Source organism: Paenibacillus lentus (assembly GCF_003931855.1).
Taxonomy (GTDB): Bacteria; Bacillota; Bacilli; order Paenibacillales; family Paenibacillaceae; genus Fontibacillus; species Fontibacillus lentus.
This window is the reverse complement of record NZ_CP034248.1, coordinates 3,936,084-3,954,625: the sequence shown is the minus strand read 5'-3', so window position 1 is coordinate 3,954,625 and position 18,542 is coordinate 3,936,084. Positions and strand designations below refer to the sequence as shown.

The window sequence follows — 18,542 nt, the reverse complement described above, 5'->3', positions numbered from 1 at the left end:
CTTGAAGGGGGTGAGATGTTTGGTAGATGTGTTATCGCAGAACGAAATCGATGCTCTGCTCGCCGCGTTGTCTTCCGGTGAAATGGATGCAGAGGAACTGAAAAAAGAAGAAACGCAGAAGAAAATCCGGGCTTATGATTTCAAAAGAGCGGTGCGATTTTCCAAAGATCATATTCGCAGTTTAACTCGAATTCATGAAAATTTCGCGAGGTTTCTTACCACGTATTTCTCTGCGCAGCTTCGTACATTTGTTCAGATTAATGTAGTTCAAGTTGAGCAGTTGCCTTATGATGAATTTATACGGTCAATCCCGAAGATGACGATACTTAACATTTTTGAAGCTGAGCCATTGGAAGGAAGAATGGTGCTCGAAGTTCACCCAAACGTCGCATTCGCCATGTTGGATAGACTGTTAGGCGGAATAGGGATGGCTCCGTCTAAAATCGGGTCACTTACCGAAATTGAGACCATTATTATGGAACGTATTTTTAGTCGGGCCTTTGATAGCCTCCAGGAAGCATGGAAGACTGTCATTGATATTAGTCCGCGAATGGAAGCTTTGGAGACGAATCCTCAGTTTATGCAGATCGTATCGCCCAACGAGACGATTGCGCTCATTTCGCTGAGTACTAAAATCGGCGATACAACAGGGATGATCAACTTATGTATTCCGCATGTGGTTATTGAGCCGATCATGCCGAAACTCTCGGTTCATCACTGGTTCGTGTCCCAGAAGAAAGCACGCGCTCCAGAAGAGGTTGATGCGCTTCGAAATCGCGTAAACAAAACTAAACTGCCGATCATTGCTGAGCTTGGTGAGTCACAGATAACGATTCAAGAGTTCTTAGGATTGTCAGTCGGGGATGTCATTTCCCTGAATAAACCTGTACATGACGGACTTGCTATAAGAATCGGCGATAGATTGAAGTATATTGGCAGTCCGGGTACGATCAAAGACCGAGTCGCCGTTCAAATTGATGAAATTGTCAGCGAAGGAGTTGAGGAATTTGACGAGTAAAGATTATTTATCCCAAGAGGAAATTGACGCTCTGCTTAAGCAGGCGAATAGCGATACACCGTCTGAGCCAACGGTAGATGATTATCTGACACCGCTGGAGCAGGATGCACTGGGGGAAATCGGCAATATTACGTTTGGTAGTGCCGCTACCGCTTTATCTACTTTGCTGAATAAAAAAGTAGATATTACAACCCCGAAGGTTTCTATTATTAGGCGCTCTCAATTCGAGACGGAGTTCCCGAAGCCGCATGTAGCAATTCATGTGCAATATGTGGATGGATTTGAAGGAATCAATTCGCTGATTATTAAGACCAAGGATGCCCAAGTTATCGCAGATCTCATGCTGGGTGGGGAAGGAAATCCAGTTGAGGAAGAATTGAATGATATCCACATCAGTGCCGTTCAAGAAGCGATGAATCAAATGATGGGTTCTTCCGCGACATCCATGTCGACGATATTTAACCGGTTTGTTAATATTTCACCGCCGGGAATTGATATTCTGAACATGTCGAATGGAAGTGGAGTGGCGAGCCTGCCTCCCGATGAGACACTTATTAAAGTATCATTCAGACTTACTATCGGAGATTTGATTGATTCGACGATTATGCAGCTTCTTACGGTGCAGTTCTCGAAAGACATGGTAGACAGTCTTATTAATGGGGCGGTTACAGATTCGACTACCACCGAAAGTGCTGCTTCTTCTGCACCTGCTCCAACACCTGCTCCAACGCCGGCTCCAACACCTGCGGCAGCAACGTCTGTTCCGGCACCGGAAACTTTACCTCCAACTTATGGGGAGACTCCAGCGCATGAGCAGCCGCAAATGCAATACGGGCAGCAGCCGATGATGCCGCCGATGCAGGATCAGGGATATTATCCGCCGCCGCAAAGTCGGCCGTATAATGAGCCACAGCACTATGGAGGAATGCAAGGTCGCAATTTAAATGTGCAGCCGGTGCAATTCGCGAATCTCGGGGCTCCGACTTACGGTCAACCGGATGATAATAATCTAAATTTACTGATGGACATACCTCTTAAAGTGACCGTAGAATTAGGAAGGACCCAGAAGCAAATTAAGGATATCCTGGAATTGTCCCAGGGCTCGATTATCGAACTGGACAAGCTAGCCGGTGAGCCAGTAGATATTCTAGTGAACAACAAGTTGATCGCCAAGGGCGAAGTTGTCGTTATCGATGAAAACTTTGGGGTTCGCGTGACTGATATAGTCAGTCAGTGGGACCGGATTCAAAAATTACAATAGTAGAAGTTTAGGGAGGATTTTAAATCAATGGCAAACCGAATTCTAATCGTAGACGATGCTGCTTTTATGAGAATGATGATCCGCGACATATTGACGAAAAACGGATTCGAGGTTGTAGGAGAAGCACAGGACGGCGCACAAGCAGTCGAGAAATTTAAGGAACTACAGCCAGATCTCGTAACAATGGACATCACGATGCCTGAAAAGGACGGCATTGCCGCGCTTAAAGAAATTAAAGAACTGGATCCAAACGCGAAGGTCATTATGTGCTCAGCCATGGGCCAGCAAGCTATGGTTATCGATGCGATTCAGGCCGGTGCCAAGGACTTCATCGTTAAACCGTTTCAATCCGATCGGGTTATTGAAGCCATTAACAAGACGCTAGGCATATAGGACGTTAGCGATGAACTCGAATCAGCCGGAGATCCCGCAGTTTGGGAACGATATGAATATTTGGGGTAGCTTGATAACGGTTATCGTTGTTCTGGCGATCATCATTGTTTTAATCGTGTTATTAATTCGTTTTCTGGGTAAAAGGAATCGTTATTTGTCCCAAAGCCGAACGATCCGCACTTTGGGGGCCGTCGGTCTGGGACCAAATAAATCTTTGCAAGTTATTGAAATTGGAGGAAATGTCTACCTTGTCGGAGTCGGCGAAGACATTTCCTTGGTGGATAAAATTAGTGATCCGGAAGAAGTTGCGTTATTGCATCAGGCCTTTGCGGAAGATGCGGTTGAGTTTCCAGGCCTGGCTTCCATCATAAGTAACTTTGTTTCTCGTTTTCGAAAACCGACTCCAGAGGAGGAGGAGTTAGACGAGACAAAATTCCATGAAGTGTTTCAATCTCAGCTAAGAAGTATGCCTACACGGAAACAGCAAGTGGAGGAACTCCTTCAGAACAAGGAAGAACAATCTACAGATCGGTTGAGGAATTCATGAAGAAAAAGGTCTTTATAGTAGGATTATTGCTTGCGTTATGGAGTGCGCTGACCGTGTCGGCCGCTTCGGCGGCGCCAGTGAATCCAATACCGGATATCGGAATACAAATTGGGAATTCGGATGGACAGCCGGGTACAAGTTCACTCTCACTCATTTTGCTCATCACAGTTCTAAGTATCGCACCTGCGATCCTGGTGCTTATGACGAGTTTTACGAGAATCGTCATTGTACTAGGATTCGTCCGGAACGCCTTAGGGACACAACAGATGCCCCCCAATCAGGTTCTGATTGGCTTGGCGTTGTTCCTTACGTTATTCGTCATGAGTCCGACGCTATCTTCGATAAATGAAGTTGCTCTGCAGCCTTATATCAAAGGCGAACTGACGCAAACGGAAGCGCTGGACAAAGCGGCTGTGCCTATGAAGAAGTTTATGTATACGCACACCCGTCCCAAGGATCTGCAGTTATTTATGAGTTATACCAAAACTGAGAAGCCTGCCAGTTACGAAGATTTGCCGATTTCTGTTCTAGTGCCTGCGTTTGCAATTAGCGAGCTTAAAACGGCATTTCAAATGGGATTCATGATATTTATCCCATTTCTCATTATTGACATCGTTGTGTCTAGTGTATTAATGGCGATGGGGATGATGATGTTGCCACCGGTAATGATATCACTTCCGTTCAAAATCTTGCTATTCGTTCTAGTAGACGGTTGGTATCTTGTTGTGAAATCGTTACTAGTAAGCTTCAGTCCTTAGCCGGAATACGGCAAAGCTATTATACCGATTCCGGCGTACAACAAGGATTAAATGACATCACATAAAGGGGGAAGACGGATGAATACGGATTTTATAGTCGGATTGGCCGGACAAGCGGTTTATACCGTTCTAAAGGTGAGTGCGCCGATGCTAGTCATTGGCTTGACGGTCGGACTAATTGTAAGTATTTTTCAGGCGACGACTCAAATCCAGGAACAAACCCTTGCATTTGTTCCTAAAATTATCGCCGTCTTACTTGCCCTGCTGATCTTTGGGCCGTGGATTTTGACAACTATGGTTGATTTCACCTACGGCATTTTAAACAATCTTTCTAATTATATCGGTTAGGCGTAAAAGATTATGGAGACTTTGTTGCAAGGAATTTCGGTTTTTTTGCTTGTTTTTTGTCGAATGACTGCGTTTTTTGTAGTTGCACCAATATTTTCATCGCGCGGTGTTCCTAATACCTTCAAAGTTGGCTTGTCAGCCATGGTTGCTTTGTTGATTGTTATCATTCAAGGTATCGATCATGCTATTCCGACAGACTTTAGCTATCTTCTATTTGTTATTCGTGAGCTGTTGATCGGATTGCTGATGGGATATGTCGCTCTCTTATTATTTATGGTTATTCAGATGGCAGGATCCTTTATCGACATTCAAATGGGATTTGGTATCGTGAACGTACTCGATCCTATGACTGGTGCATCAGCCCCGATACTTGGCAATTTAAAGTATATCATTGCTACGTTGCTATTCTTGTCGATAAATGGCCACCATTATTTACTGGATGCGGTTATTCGCAGTTATAATTGGATGCCGCTATCTAATGAATTGTTTCAGAAAATATACCATGGAAACATCGCCGAATTTTTGGCTAGAACCTTTAGTCAAGCTTTCCTACTATCTTTTCAACTGGCGGCACCGTTGGTCGTTGCTCTATTTGTAACCGATGTTGCGCTTGGTTTTTTAGCTCGAACGGCTCCCCAATTCAACGTCTTTGTGATCGGAATTCCGCTCAAAATTTTGGTTGGGTTAGCTATGCTGCTTTTGCTAGTACCCAGCTTGATTTATGCGTTTGAGAATTTGTTTCAGGTGTTGTTCAAATCGTTGCATAATTTGTTCGGTACAATCGGGGAAAGGCCGAAGTAGGATAGGGGGATCGTTATGTCGTTTCGGTATGCGCTGGATCTGCAGTTGTTTGCCGGTGAGAAAACAGAGAAGGCTACGCCTAAGAAACGGCAGGACGCCCGGAAGAAAGGCCAGGTTGCCAAAAGTCAGGACTTATCAGGCTCAGTCGTATTACTATCCGGATTTTTATGCCTGTTAATGTTCGGGGGATATATGAAAGAAAGGCTGATTGCGCTTTTTTCTGATGTGTATTTTCACCGGTTGAATATGGACGTTACGCAAGAAAATGTGATGACGATGTTTGGAGACTATGCGGTCCAAATTTTGCTGCTAATTGCCCCATTACTTTTGATTGTTGTTGTAATGGCAGCATTAGCGAACTACATACAGGTCGGTTTTCTCCTTACAGGAGAGCCATTAAAGATGCAGCTGAAAAAAATCGATCCTATTCAAGGGTTCAAAAGAATTTTTTCCATGCGTTCTTTAGTTGAATTTTTGAAGTCCCTTCTCAAATTAACAATCATTGGATTCTTGGTCTACTCAACGATATGGGGAGAACGGGGCAATATAGCTTCCTTAGGCCACGTTACCATTGATGATGCATTTTACTTTACATCGAGATTAACAATGAATTTGGGATTAAAGATTGGTGCAGCGTTATTCGTACTGTCAGTTCTCGATTATTTGTATCAAAAGTATGATCACGAGAAAAATTTGAAAATGTCGAAGCAGGACATTAAAGACGAATATAAAAAAATGGAAGGCGATCCGCTCATTAAAGGTAAAATACGTGAACGACAGCGGCGTATGGCGCTGCAGCGTATGATGCAGGAAGTACCTAAAGCGGACGTTATTATTACGAACCCGACCCATTTTGCCGTTGCTCTAAAATATGAGGGCTCAGAAATGGATGCCCCGCAAGTCGTTGCGAAGGGTCAGGATTATGTTGCTCTCCGTATTCGAGAGATTGCAAAGGAACATGGCGTTATTATTATGGAAAACAAGCCGCTGGCGCGTGCATTGTTCCAAAGAGCGGAAATCGGGGATTCGATTCCTGCAGATTTGTTTCAAGCCGTAGCCGAAGTGCTGGCTTACGTATATAGAATGAAAGGTAAGACTAAATAATGGACGGGATCGGAGGCGGGGCCATGAAGAAGGCTAAAGATTTATTTGTACTTATAGGAGTTATCGGCATCGTTCTATTAATGATACTTCCGATCCCCACTTGGCTGCTGGATATTCTTCTTATTATCAACATTTCGATCGCACTGATGATCTTGCTTGTTGCCATGAATACGAAGGAAGCATTACAGTTCTCCATCTTTCCGGCAATGCTCCTCATAACTACCTTGTTCCGACTTGCGTTGAACGTATCGACAACGAAGTTGATTCTCGGACAGGCGAAGGCTGGGGATGTCGTTGCAACATTTGGGACTTGGGTATCTCAGGGACAGCCAGTAGTCGGATTTATCGTATTCCTTATTCTCGTTGTCGTTCAATTTATCGTTATTACGAAGGGGTCGGAGCGGGTCGCAGAAGTAGCTGCACGCTTTACCTTGGATGCGATGCCTGGTAAACAAATGAGTATTGATGCTGATTTGAACGCCGGTTTAATTAACGAACATCAGGCTAGGGATCGCCGACGCAAGATCGAAAGAGAGTCGGATTTCTACGGGGCAATGGACGGGGCGAGTAAGTTCGTCAAAGGGGATGCGATTGCCAGTATCATTATTCTCCTCATTAACTTAATCGGCGGATTTATTATCGGAATGTCGATTCATGGCATGCCATTTCAAGAGGCGCTCGCTACATACTCATTACTTACTCAACTTTCGCAGCTTGAAATCGGCAAATAAGCCTTGATGTAACTGGGCAAGCCAGCGATCCATTGCTGTAGTTGTGTTTGAATGAGTGTTGTGATCTTCTTACTGGCTTTCTTGGAGATATCTTCGATTAATTCAATCAGTTGTTTTAAGGCTACAGCCCAATCTAGCTGACCTACTTCATCACATAGCAAATAAAACAAGCCACCAAGCGTACGGTTGTCGGTACTTTGTCGGTGTTGCCACGCTAGCAAAATATACCGTGAAAAAACAATCGTGGTATGGCTGATAAGGAGATCATATGAGCGTCCTTGAAACTCTTTTTGTAGGCGCAGTAAGGATTTGGCACACTTAAAGAAGACTTCGATATCCCAGCGAATGCCGTATATCTGAATCATTTTTTCTTCCGAAATCGTTAGGTCGGTGCATAGAATGGCAAGCCATTCTTTCTTTTTTGAGCGGTGACGCACGAAAACCATCATGACTGGAATCCCTGGAGACAACTCGGTACGGATAGAGCGTAAGATTCCCTTGTTTTTTCCTTGAACAGGGATGGCTTCATAATAAAGTTCTTGCAAAGATAATCGGCGTTCGTCAACAAGATAACGCTTCTTATCCGCTTTGACCATGCCGATCACATCTAGGCCTCGATCAACGATGGCTTGGATTAATGGAGCATGTGTGAACCAACTATCCATTAGCACGTATGAAGCCTGCACACCAGCGGAAAGCGCACGATCAATCATCGATGGAATAATTTCAGGAGCAGGAAGCAAAGCTTCGACCCGACGCTTGTAGCCAGACGTTCTCTTGTCGATCCCTTGCATGATCCCATTTATTTGCGATTTCATCGAAGCTAGCAAGGAGAAGTCAACGGGAATAAACGTATGACCATCCGACCAGCCTAGCGTAAGCATCCGAAATCCTTTATAAAAGGAACCCGTTGCATGATCTTTAAATCGAGAAAGCAGTTCAACCTTCTTGCTACGATTGCGCTCAAACATGGAGTCGTCAACAACAAATGCAGACATGCGATCTTCACCTGTCAGTGGGCGAATTTTATCGATAGTGGAGGAACTAAGCAATGACAGAAATTTGCGCCATGCATAGCCGCTGTGATTCAGGAATCGATAGATCGCATCCTTCCCAGGAAACGTATCACCTTTCTCGCTTTCCAACAGGCGGAACCAGTTTTTGTGGTGAAACAAAAGGACAAAGACAAGCTGGAATAAAAACGAACAGGTATAACCAAATCTCTTTTTAAATCCAGCTGTTCTTAAATGTTGCAATACTTTCAGCTCTTTAAAAGCGGGTTTAATTTCATTTGGAAGTTGATTTTGTAATATGCTTTGCTCTATCATGTAGAGGACACCTCTTCTGTATGGTAGTGATTGATTCGACACTCTCACTTTACCAAATGAAGCGGTGTTTTTCTATTATTGCAACATCCATATTCTAATCAGGGTTTATCTAATCACATCAAGCAAGTAAGCCGATTTTCGCTCTGCGAAAGTTGAGTTACTTACAATCGGGGATGGCCTTGTCAGCCAGATTCCGGCATTATTGATTTCTACAGCAGCGGGTCTAATTGTTACGAGGGCTTCGTCGGAAGGGAATTTGGCAGATGATATTACAGGCCAACTGTTCTCCTATCCAAAGCTGGTATACATTGTTGCTGGAACTATTGCTTTATTAGGACTTTTTACTCCAATTGGGGCAGTCACGACCTTGCCTTTCGCCGGAATGCTAAGTTTTGCGGCCTATCGGATGCAGAAAAATCTGGATCGCCGCCAAATTGAGCAAGAGCAGGAAGAGGAGGAGCAGGAAATCGAAGAAGTTCGAAGTCCGGAAAGTGTTATCAATCTGCTGCAGGTCGATCCGATCGAATTCGAATTTGGATATGGTTTGATCCCACTTGCGGATACTGGACAGGGTGGAGATTTGTTAGATAGAATCATCATGATTCGACGGCAGTGTGCCTTGGAAATGGGACTTGTAGTGCCCGTGATTCGCATTCGTGACAATATTCAACTAAAACCGAATGAATATGTGATCAAAATTAAAGGGAATATCGTAAGCGGTGGTGAATTATTACTTAATCACTATTTGGCTATGAGTCCTGGGGTGGATGATGACTCAATCACAGGTATAGAGACCCAGGAACCTGCCTTTGGATTACCGGCGCTTTGGATTGATGAATCGACCAAAGACCGGGCGGAATTATCAGGCTATACTGTAGTAGATCCGCCATCTGTTGTAGCTACTCATCTCACCGAAATGATCAAGAAGCATGCTCATGAGCTTCTGGGCAGACAAGAGACGAAGGCGCTTGTCGATAATCTCAGAGACAATTACGGTGTGCTTGTCGATGAGCTTATCCCGTCCATTCTTTCCATCGGGGATGTGCAGAAAGTATTGGCCAAGCTGCTGCGTGAGAAAATATCTATTCGCGATATGGTGACGATTTTTGAGACACTCGCCGATTACGGTACGTATACGAAGGATCCTGACGTATTGACCGAGTATGTACGGCAGGCGTTATCCAGACAAATTACGCAACAATACACGCAGCAAGGCGAGACGATGAAGGTCATTACAGTAGGACCTTCACTTGAGAAGAAAATCGCTGAGAGTGTGCAGCAGACTGAGCAGGGCAGTTATTTAGCGCTTGACCCGGCCTCTACTCAAACGGTCTATCAGAAACTGACGGAGCAGATCAACCGGTTAATTCAATCCGGGCAGCAGCCGATTGTTCTAACGTCACCGACGATCCGCATGTATTTGCGTCAAGTGATTGAACGGACGATGCAAGACATCCCTGTACTGTCCTATAGTGAGCTTGAGCCGAATGTCGAAATTCAGAGTGTCGGAGTGGTGAACTTATGAGAGTAAAACGCTATATCGTCGACACAATGCCTGATGCGATGCAGAAAATTCGTGATGAACTTGGAAAAGATGCCGTTATTTTAAGCACAAAGGAAATGAAAATCGGCGGATTTCTCGGAATGTTTCAGAAGAAAAAGATTGAGGTCATCGCTGCATCGGAAAGTAAGGAGTCTACTGTACCGAAAGGCCAACCTTCTCGGACCGTCGTTCCTGCTCCTTCCATCCCGTCCATTGCACCTCAATCTGTGCCACAGGCCTATCGTAAATCCACTTTGATGATGTCGCAGCATGCAGACGAGGGACAGCCTTCCAGTAAGATGGAAGATAAGGATGGTTTCGAGGATAATCGATTATCTGCTGCTGTACTTGCGGCAGGTAAGGAAGACGTCACTCTGTCGGAAATGGAGCACAGTACATTGTTAATGCAGAATGCGAACTCAACCAAGCTCAGTGTGGTAGGCGAGAAGCGACATGAAAGTACACTGTCAGTGCAGCCAAATCATACTAGGGGAGACACTAGGGAAGATCGGCTGTTTATAGAAATTGAACAGATGAAGATGCTCATGTCTAAGCTTGCCCGCTTTCAGGAGGGGTTACCCGAGTTGCCTGAGCCTTTGAGCGAAGTGAAAGAACGGCTACTGGAGCAAGAGGTGAGCGAAGAACTCGTTGATTTATGGATTGATACTACCTATAAAGCTTGGGAGCACAGTGAGATGACGCTGAGCGATGAGGAGTTGATCTCTTCGGTAAGAATAAGCGCACAGTCATTCATGGAGGACCGTATCGACAACGGCATTGAGGATGGAACTAGAGTAGTTTATATTGTCGGACCGACTGGGGTCGGGAAAACGACGACGATAGCCAAGCTCGCTGCGGATCAAATTTTCCGTCTCCGTAAAAAGGTCGGATTTATAACGGCAGATACGTATCGAATATCTGCGATTGAGCAATTGCGCACCTACGCCTCAATCTTGAATGTTCCGCTGGAGGTTGTCCAGTCGCCAGGTGATGTGCAAAGAGCTATGCAGCGTTTGCAGCATTGTGACTTGATTTTAATGGATACAGCGGGTAGAAATTATCTCAATGAGTTATATGTAGCGGAGCTTCATAGTCTTCTTAACCCCATGGAACAAAGCGAAACTTATTTAGTGTTAAGCTTGACTTCCAAAAGTCGGGATATGAAGAGAATTACCGAGCATTTTAGCAAATACGGCATCCAGAAGGTGATATTTACGAAGCTAGATGAAACGGAAAGTGTAGGACCTATTTATAATTTGCTGCATGAGTATCCCGTGCAGGTCTCATATGTAACTAACGGACAAAATGTACCGGATGATCTGCTGCCTGCGAATAATGAACTGTTTACAGATATGCTCCTTGGGGCTAAACGGACATGAACGATCAGGCCCAATCTCTTAGAAGACTTGTTTCGAAGTTGGAAGCTTCGCGTGAAAGACAAGCGTTCAGAACTCATTCCGCCCGGGTTTTAACCGTAAGCAGTGGCAAGGGTGGGGTTGGCAAATCCAATTTCACCTTGAATTTTGCTCTTGCTTTAAAAACACTGGGACGAAAAGTGCTTATCTTTGATGCGGATATCGGCATGGCGAATATCGACGTGCTTATGGGCGTTCGAGCAAGATACAACTTATATCACTTATTAAAAGGTGAGAGAAATTTAGAGGAGATCATCGAGCTTGGGCTGAACGGTTTGCCCTTCATTGCAGGAGGCTCAGGGATGGCAGACTTATTTACTTTATCGGAATCCGATCTGAACTACTTTACATCCCAAATTGAAAAGATTTCAGAGAAGATGGATTACATCATTTTTGATACGGGTGCAGGCCTGTCCAAAGAAACTGTAAAATTTATTACTGCTGCCGATGAATGCATTGTGGTAACAACACCTGAACCAACATCCATTACAGATGCTTATGCATTAATCAAAGTTGTTCACGGTATGGAGCAGGAAATACCGTTTCGGCTAGTGGTTAACCGGGTTGCGAGTCAGCAGGAGGCACGGCAAGTAACCGATAAGCTGTCGCTGGTAGCTAAACGCTTTCTCGATATGGAAATCCCAATGCTCGGACATATCCATGATGACCCTCATGTCATGCAGGCAGTCAAGAAACAAATCCCATTTTCAACCGCATTTCCTAGCTGTGCAGCTGCACGTGACATTCAACGTTTGGCTATGAAATTTTTAGAAGTTCCACAGGTGGGGCAAAAAGATACCTTGACAGGAATCAAAGGATTTATACACAGATGGCTCAAACACACAAAATGATTCTGTATTAAGGAACAGGGGTGGGACGATGGCTTACCGGATTATGGTGGTTGATGATTCGGCTTTTATGAGGAAGATCGTGTCAGATTTGATTGAGCAGGATCCTGCTTTCAAAGTGATCGGTACTGCTCGAAATGGACGCGAGGCCATTGAACAAATTGCTGTTTTATCGCCGGATTTGGTCACAATGGATGTGGAAATGCCAGAATTAAATGGACTGGACGCTTTGAAAATTATTATGGAGCGTCACCCGCTACCTGTTATTATGCTTTCCGGCATTAATGAGCAGGGGATGCGTGAAACGATCATGGCCTTGGAGCTCGGCGCCTTCGATTTTATTCGTAAACCATCTGCTTCTACGAATACGCATGACATTGGGCAGGTGAGACGCCAACTCCATGAACAGATTCGAACGGCTATGCTGATGAAAGAGCGTAAAGCCGCAAGGGAGTCCGCAATTCAGTCTCAAATTATACCGAATGTGCGGCCGGTCGATAACTCGCTGAGTTCAGTGGATGCCGAACTAAGAAAAGCACCGAGTAAACTTAAGCAGGAGCGCGGGGCAACTACTAGAGGCGTCGATCAAGGCATAATGGGGTCAACTCGTGATGATCCCGCTAAAAGGGGATATGCCAAACTGGACTCTTTGACTAAAGCGAATGTTGAACCAGTTAGAGCTGGTAGCGCGGAACAACGAAGAATCAGTCCGGCAATTCAAGATAAAGGAGTCGCAAAGCTCCCGAGTCCAAAGAAAAGTCCTACAAATTCAATTAAAGAATCATTGATAGAAAAGTCAGGTACATCAATAGTAAAAACTCAAAATCAGGGAAAATTGCAAGAGGAAAAGCCCGGATTTAACAAAACTGACTTTACAGATATCGTGGCTATTGGCACATCAACAGGTGGGCCTAAGGCATTGAAGGCTGTGCTGGAAAATATCCCTCGTAACTTTCCGGCGCCAATCGTGATTGTGCAGCATATGCCGCCGAACTTTACGAAGTCACTTGCCCAGCGCTTAAATAGTCTGAGCCCATTGCATGTGATAGAGGCAGAAGAAGGGTCGAGGCTTCTTCCGGGTACCGCCTATATCGCACCTGGCGGATTCCATATGAGTGTGATTAAGGATGTGGAAGGATACAAGGTAAGCTTGAGTAGTCAGGCGCCGCGGAATGGTCATCGACCATCCGTGGAAGTATTATACGAGTCGCTGTTGCCGCTTAAATCCCTGAGGAGGCATATTGTGCTTTTAACGGGGATGGGGAGTGACGGGGCAAAAGCCATGAAACAGTTGTACGAGGCCGGAGTAACTTCTACTATTGCTGAAAGTGAAGAGACCTGTGTTGTATATGGTATGCCGCGCTCGGCGATAGAATTGAACTGTGTAAACCATGTTTTACCGTTACAAGAAATTGGCCCCAAACTTGTACAAGTAGTGAAATAAGGAATCTCTTAGAGGAGGTGCCTCACCATGGACATGAATCAGTATTTATCCATGTTTATCGATGAGTCCAACGACCATTTGCAATCATTAAATGAGAATATGCTAGAACTAGAAAAAGCTCCTGACGATATCGGAATAGTGCAAATTATTTTCCGGTCTGCACATACCTTGAAAGGGATGGCTGCAACAATGGGCTTTGAGGATTTATCCTCGCTGACTCATCAAATGGAGAATGTTCTTGATTTGGTACGCAATGAAAAATTAAAAATGCAGGATCATATTTTTGATACGCTGTTCCAAAGTCTGGATGCCCTGCAAATGATGGTTCAGGATATAACGCAAGGCGGTGATGGTAAAGCTGACGTTCAATCTATCGTAGCTTCACTTCAAGCGATCGTTCGCGGTGAGGTTCCTGGAGGAACTGACAGCAATCCACCTACACAGGCGACGGGAGCTACAGCGGCGATTAATACGGGCATTCAGTTGGATGAATTTCAGCACTCTGTTTTGGAGCAATCGATCTCGGAAGGCCACGGGGTGCTATATATTGAGGTTGCTATTCGCGAAGACTGTCAATTAAAAGCAGCACGTGCTTATCTAGTGTTTGATTTACTAGAGCGCTATGGGGAAATCGTTAAATCGCATCCTTCTGTGCAAGATATTGAACAAGAGAAATTTGATCGCAGATTCTCACTGTATTACATAACGCAGAAGGAAGCTTCAGAATTGCAGAGCATGATTGTGAATCTTTCCGAGATCGAATCAGCTGAAGTGATGTCTCTTGATCATGAGACGCTGAAGCAGCTTTCCTCCGAAGCTAAGGTAGCAGCAGCAGCTGAAACGGCAGAGGCGCCAACTGTTCCTGCTTCGGCTCCTGTCGATGGGAAGCCTGCTCAGGCGTCCAAGCCGGCAGCGCCAGATTCCAAGGGGACTCCACGAGCGGGTGGAGGAGCAGCACCGTCCAGGACCATTCGCGTGGATATTGAGCGGCTAGATGTGCTTATGAATTTGCTCAGTGAGTTGTTGATTGACCGTTCAAGACTGGAGCAGCTTGCTGATGAAATCAAACGTTCCGACCTAACCGAGACGGTAGAGCATATGAGCCGGGTTGGCAGTGATTTGCAAAATATTGTACTTAAGCTGCGGATGGTTCCGATCGATACGGTATTCAGCCGTTTTCCGCGAATGGTTCGGGATGTGGCTAAATCGCTGGATAAGAAAATCGATCTGATTATCCTTGGCGCCGAAACCGAGCTGGATCGCACAGTCATTGATGAGATCGGGGATCCACTTGTACACTTGCTTAGAAATGCGGTAGACCATGGGATAGAGTCTACTGCTCAACGCATTGCGGCAGGCAAACCGGAGACTGGAACTGTGCAACTCCGTGCCTTCCATAGCGGCAACCATGTGTTCATCGAAATTGAGGATGACGGGGGCGGGATCGACCGCGACAAAATTGTCAGCAAAGCGGTTAAAAACGGGGTCGTCACGCAAAGTGAAGCTGCTGCAATGACGGACGAGCAGGTGTTTATGCTGCTCTTCGCTGCAGGCTTTAGTACGGCTGAGGTTATATCAGACATTTCCGGACGAGGAGTCGGCCTGGATGTGGTGCGTTCCAAAATCGAATCTCTCAGCGGCGATGTCTCCGTCACTTCAACCCTGGGCAAAGGAACGAAGTTCTCTGTACAGCTACCATTGACTCTATCTATTATTTCCGCGATGTTGATCAAGGTAGGCTCGGAGAAATATGCGATACCTCTCTCATCGATCGTCGAAACGGGAATCATTCAGCGAAAACAGATTCGTAATGTGCATGGCTATACGATGGTGCCTTACCGTGACGGAAATATACCTTTGTTATCCTTAGCTAGTCTGTTTGAGGTTTCCGATTTTGATGAGGCTGCTGAAGAGGAGACGGAGATTGTCGTTATTCGAAAGGGAGATCGTTTGGCGGCCTTAACGGTAGAAGACTTCATCGGCCAAAGTGAGATTGTTATCAAAAACTTGGGCAAATATTTGCCTCCTGTGCAAGGCGTTGCTGGAGCGACAATTTTGGGTGATGGACAAGTAGCTCTTATTGTAGATCCCAATGCATTCATTAAGTAAGACATTACACAAAAGCGGCAGGCAGAGCAGATTTGTCATTGCCACAACCATTAAGGAGGATGTTCCATGGGAGAGGAAATGAAAGTCATCGTTTTTAAACTGGGAGAGGAAGAATACGGTATTGAGGTAGACAAGGTCCAGACGATTGAACGCATGATGCCGATTACCCGCGTGCCGAAGACATACTCTTTTGTGAAGGGTGTCATTAACCTGCGGGGCGTGGTCATTCCGGTGATGGATTTGCGCGGACGCTTCGGCCTTCCGGAGACTGAGTACACGGATCATACCCGGATCATTATCGTTGCGGTAAATGAGATGGAAGTAGGCTTTATCGTAGATTCGGCGAATGACGTTATAGATTTGAACAGCGATGTAATCGACTCCCCACCAGATGTTGTTGGCGGAATCAAAGCAAAGTATCTGCATGGTGTAGCTCGTCTTTCCGAGGAGCGCCTACTGGTCATGCTGAATTTGTCTGAAGTACTGAACCGTTCTGAAATCATTCAACTGGAAAGTTTAGAGGGTTAAAAGGTGGATCTATTTAAAGGCTTTGCAGACTTTAAAATGGATGTGTTGAAAGAAGTCGGAAACATCGGTGCAGGCAATGCGGCAACGGCTTTATCCAGACTTCTTGATAAACCGGTAGATATGGCCGTTCCAAAAGTTCAAATGCTGCCTTTCGAGGCTGTAGCTGACAAGGTTGGGGGAGCGGAAAGTGTTGTACTAGCCATTTTTTTGAGAGTAGAAGGGGATGCCCCGGGCAATCTATTTTTTATCCTCAGTCCTGAAGCGGCGAAGAAGCTCCTTCAACGTCTAGTTGGAATTCAGGTTGAGAGCGAGGAAGAGTTCTCTGAAATGGAATGGTCAGCACTATCGGAGATTGGCAACATACTAGCAGGTTCTTATCTATCTTCTCTAGCCGACTTTACATCGCTGGCCATGACCCCAACTGTTCCTGCGCTAGCTATGGATATGGCTGGTGCCATACTAGGATATGGACTTTTGCAATTTGGCGAGATGGGCGATTCGGCATTGCTGATTGATACGACATTCATCGAGGACCAGCAAGAAGTGGAGGGACAATTTATCCTCATCCCGGATCCTGAATTTTTCGACAAAATATTTATTGCTTTAGGAGTACCGATGAATGATGATTGAGGAACAGCGAATTGTAAAGGTTGGTATGGCGGATCTCAATATTATTCAGCAATCGGGACTAATTCGGACGACAGGGCTTGGCTCTTGTGTGGGACTGACATTATTTGATCCAGTCGTAAAAGCGGCTGGACTGGCTCATGTCATGCTTCCTACCTCCTCTATTGCCCGTGATGGCGCATTAAATATTGCAAAGTATGCAGATACTGCTGTTCCGGCTTTGTTGGAACAATTATTGAACATCGGAGCAGAGCAAAAACGGATTGTGGCCAAAATGGCAGGCGGATCTCAGATGTTTACCTTTGCCGGATCTGGCGATTCGCTGCGGATTGGCCCAAGAAATGTGGAGTCTTGTAAGGAAAAGCTTTCAGAGCTGGGTATCCCGCTGTTAGCAGAAGATACGGGAGGCAATTACGGAAGAACAATCGAGCTTGATTGCGAAACGGGTATATTATTTATACGTAGCGTACAAAAGGGTGTAAAGGAATTGTAGCCATGCCAGGAAAAATGAGATATTTTGTGTTGTTTGGACTTTTTGGATTTTTGCTTACTTTTGCAGTGGCTTCTAGTAGTAACTTGTTTACGACAAGCCTCGTTCGAGGGATTATCGCTTTTATAGTTTGGTTTGGACTCTCTTATGCTGCCAATTGGATGATCGGTTTTATGAAAGAGATGGCTCCTGCTTCGATGGACGAGGATCTGATCACGCCCCAAGATGATGAGGGTAAGGGTGGACAGCTAGATTTGACAACACCTGATGAAACGGATGAATTGAACGAATTGCTAAAGCAGCCACCGGGAAATCAGACAGGAAATGACGATTTTACACCGTTAAACCCGCCAAGATTGGTTAAAACGCCTGATGACAAAGATCCTGAAGAGCTAGCTAAAGTTGTTCGTCACCTGACAGAAAACTAAGGAGGGTGAAGGCAATTGAACGAGCGGAAGACATCCACTTTGAACTACGCCGATGTGTGGAAGCAATGGAAAGAACACGGAGATATTGAGGCCAAGAAGCAGCTTATCGAGAAGCATTTGCACATTGTCGATTATGTTTCCGGACGTCTGGCTGTAGGCCTTCCCAAAAATGTCTCTAAAGATGATTTATCCAGTAATGGCGTAATGGGTTTAATTGATGCTGTGGAGAAATTTGATTATAAAAGAGGATTGCAATTTGAGACTTATGCCTCGTGGAGAGTGAGAGGCGCTATTTTGGACGGTTTGAGGCAAGGGGACTGGGTTCCTCGTTCCGTTCGGGAGAAAGCCAAAAAAATTGAAGAGGGGTATCAGCAGTTGGAGCAGCAGTATCTTCGCTCCGTAACAGATTCAGAAATGAGCGAATATTTGAATGTAAGTGAAAGGGAATTTCAAAATATGCTGCAGGAAGTTGCTGTTATGACGCTGTGTTCATTGGAGGATCCGATCCGTGAGGAAGAATCCGAAACGCGCTTGAATCTGTTGATCGACGAGAAAGCCAAGAACCCTGACTATAAAGTAAGAGAATTCTTCCTTAAGGAATCTCTAGCGAAAGGGATCGAAAAGCTGACAGAAAAAGAACGAACTGTAGTGTCCTTGCTCTATTACGAGGATTTATCCTTAAGTGAAATTGCGGAGGTGATGTCTCTCTCTCCATCACGTATTTCTCAGCTCCATTCCAAAGCCATTCTTAGACTTCGCGGCAGCTTGGAGAAGCAGAAAGATTTGTTGATGTTGGAGGATTAACGAGTACAATTGACTTA

General features: G+C 45.2%; 18 protein-coding genes and 2 pseudogenes. 19 read left to right on the top strand and 1 reads right to left on the bottom strand.

Going from position 1 to position 18,542, the window contains the following annotated elements; all coding sequences use genetic code 11:
• Window positions 1–19 precede the first annotated feature (19 nt).
• The 9 genes and pseudogenes from fliM to EIM92_RS17765 form a co-directional block, all read left to right on the top strand.
• On the top strand, window positions 20–1,018 hold the full coding sequence (fliM, locus tag EIM92_RS17805) for a flagellar motor switch protein FliM (RefSeq protein WP_125083932.1): 999 nt from the start codon (window positions 20–22) through the stop codon (window positions 1,016–1,018).
• The gene (gene fliY, locus EIM92_RS17800; protein ID WP_125083930.1) at window positions 1,008–2,279 is read left to right on the top strand and encodes a flagellar motor switch phosphatase FliY; all 1,272 of its coding nucleotides are present in this window, start codon (window positions 1,008–1,010) and stop codon (window positions 2,277–2,279) included. Before fliM ends, fliY begins: the two co-directional genes overlap by 11 nt.
• 27 nt (window positions 2,280–2,306) lie before the next feature.
• Window positions 2,307–2,672 carry a response regulator gene (locus tag EIM92_RS17795; protein WP_125083928.1) on the top strand — a complete coding sequence of 122 codons (366 nt, stop codon included), beginning with the start codon at window positions 2,307–2,309 and terminating at the stop codon, window positions 2,670–2,672.
• A 10-nt stretch (window positions 2,673–2,682) separates the two neighbouring features.
• A complete protein-coding gene (locus EIM92_RS17790; RefSeq protein WP_125083926.1) occupies window positions 2,683–3,219 on the top strand; it encodes a flagellar biosynthetic protein FliO in 537 nt (178 codons plus the stop codon).
• Window positions 3,216–3,977: a flagellar type III secretion system pore protein FliP gene (gene fliP / locus EIM92_RS17785; RefSeq protein ID WP_125083924.1), complete on the top strand. Its 762-nt coding sequence runs from the start codon at window positions 3,216–3,218 to the stop codon at window positions 3,975–3,977. Before EIM92_RS17790 ends, fliP begins: the two co-directional genes overlap by 4 nt.
• 78 nt (window positions 3,978–4,055) lie before the next feature.
• Complete coding sequence (gene fliQ, locus EIM92_RS17780) at window positions 4,056–4,325, top strand: flagellar biosynthesis protein FliQ (RefSeq protein WP_125083923.1); 270 nt, start codon at window positions 4,056–4,058, stop codon at window positions 4,323–4,325.
• 12 nt (window positions 4,326–4,337) lie between these two features.
• Window positions 4,338–5,126 carry a flagellar biosynthetic protein FliR gene (fliR, locus tag EIM92_RS17775; protein ID WP_125083921.1) on the top strand — a complete coding sequence of 263 codons (789 nt, stop codon included), beginning with the start codon at window positions 4,338–4,340 and terminating at the stop codon, window positions 5,124–5,126.
• Between the two features lie 15 nt (window positions 5,127–5,141).
• Window positions 5,142–6,230, top strand: coding sequence for a flagellar biosynthesis protein FlhB (gene flhB / locus EIM92_RS17770; RefSeq protein WP_125083919.1), 1,089 nt, complete (start codon window positions 5,142–5,144; stop codon window positions 6,228–6,230).
• A 23-nt stretch (window positions 6,231–6,253) separates the two neighbouring features.
• Window positions 6,254–6,931, top strand: a pseudogene (locus EIM92_RS17765) (FHIPEP family type III secretion protein); the annotation flags it as partial.
• On the opposite strand, the gene EIM92_RS17760 reads toward EIM92_RS17765, so the two are convergent.
• Window positions 6,931–8,289: an IS4 family transposase gene (locus EIM92_RS17760; RefSeq protein ID WP_125081064.1), complete on the bottom strand. Its 1,359-nt coding sequence runs from the start codon at window positions 8,287–8,289 to the stop codon at window positions 6,931–6,933. The pseudogene EIM92_RS17765 and the gene EIM92_RS17760 sit on opposite strands and share 1 nt — an antisense overlap.
• Before the next feature lie 157 nt (window positions 8,290–8,446).
• On the opposite strand from EIM92_RS17760, the pseudogene EIM92_RS17755 reads away from it, so the two are divergent.
• The 10 genes and pseudogenes from EIM92_RS17755 to EIM92_RS17710 all read left to right on the top strand — a co-directional run.
• Window positions 8,447–9,814 (top strand): annotated as a pseudogene (locus tag EIM92_RS17755) (flagellar biosynthesis protein FlhA); the annotation flags it as partial.
• Entirely contained in the window at window positions 9,811–11,211 is a 1,401-nt protein-coding gene (flhF, locus tag EIM92_RS17750) for a flagellar biosynthesis GTPase FlhF (RefSeq protein WP_125083917.1), read from the top strand. The pseudogene EIM92_RS17755 and the gene flhF, both read left to right, overlap by 4 nt.
• On the top strand, window positions 11,208–12,098 hold the full coding sequence (locus EIM92_RS17745) for a MinD/ParA family protein (protein ID WP_125083915.1): 891 nt from the start codon (window positions 11,208–11,210) through the stop codon (window positions 12,096–12,098). The genes flhF and EIM92_RS17745 overlap by 4 nt, the downstream gene beginning before the upstream one ends.
• 28 nt (window positions 12,099–12,126) lie before the next feature.
• Window positions 12,127–13,539, top strand: coding sequence for a protein-glutamate methylesterase/protein-glutamine glutaminase (locus EIM92_RS17740; protein WP_125083913.1), 1,413 nt, complete (start codon window positions 12,127–12,129; stop codon window positions 13,537–13,539).
• A 27-nt stretch (window positions 13,540–13,566) separates the two neighbouring features.
• Entirely contained in the window at window positions 13,567–15,648 is a 2,082-nt protein-coding gene (locus tag EIM92_RS17735) for a chemotaxis protein CheA (protein ID WP_125083911.1), read from the top strand.
• Between the two features lie 66 nt (window positions 15,649–15,714).
• A complete protein-coding gene (locus tag EIM92_RS17730) occupies window positions 15,715–16,176 on the top strand; it encodes a chemotaxis protein CheW (protein ID WP_125083909.1) in 462 nt (153 codons plus the stop codon).
• Between the two features lie 36 nt (window positions 16,177–16,212).
• Window positions 16,213–16,806, top strand: coding sequence for a chemotaxis protein CheC (locus EIM92_RS17725; RefSeq protein ID WP_425464212.1), 594 nt, complete (start codon window positions 16,213–16,215; stop codon window positions 16,804–16,806).
• Window positions 16,799–17,296 carry a chemotaxis protein CheD gene (locus tag EIM92_RS17720; RefSeq protein ID WP_125085260.1) on the top strand — a complete coding sequence of 166 codons (498 nt, stop codon included), beginning with the start codon at window positions 16,799–16,801 and terminating at the stop codon, window positions 17,294–17,296. The genes EIM92_RS17725 and EIM92_RS17720 overlap by 8 nt, the downstream gene beginning before the upstream one ends.
• 2 nt (window positions 17,297–17,298) lie before the next feature.
• Window positions 17,299–17,721 (top strand): hypothetical protein, encoded by a 423-nt coding sequence (locus tag EIM92_RS17715; protein WP_125083906.1) that lies wholly within the window; start codon window positions 17,299–17,301, stop codon window positions 17,719–17,721.
• Window positions 17,722–17,736: 15 nt separating this feature from the next.
• Window positions 17,737–18,525, top strand: coding sequence for a FliA/WhiG family RNA polymerase sigma factor (locus tag EIM92_RS17710; protein WP_125083904.1), 789 nt, complete (start codon window positions 17,737–17,739; stop codon window positions 18,523–18,525).
• Window positions 18,526–18,542: the final 17 nt, after the last annotated feature.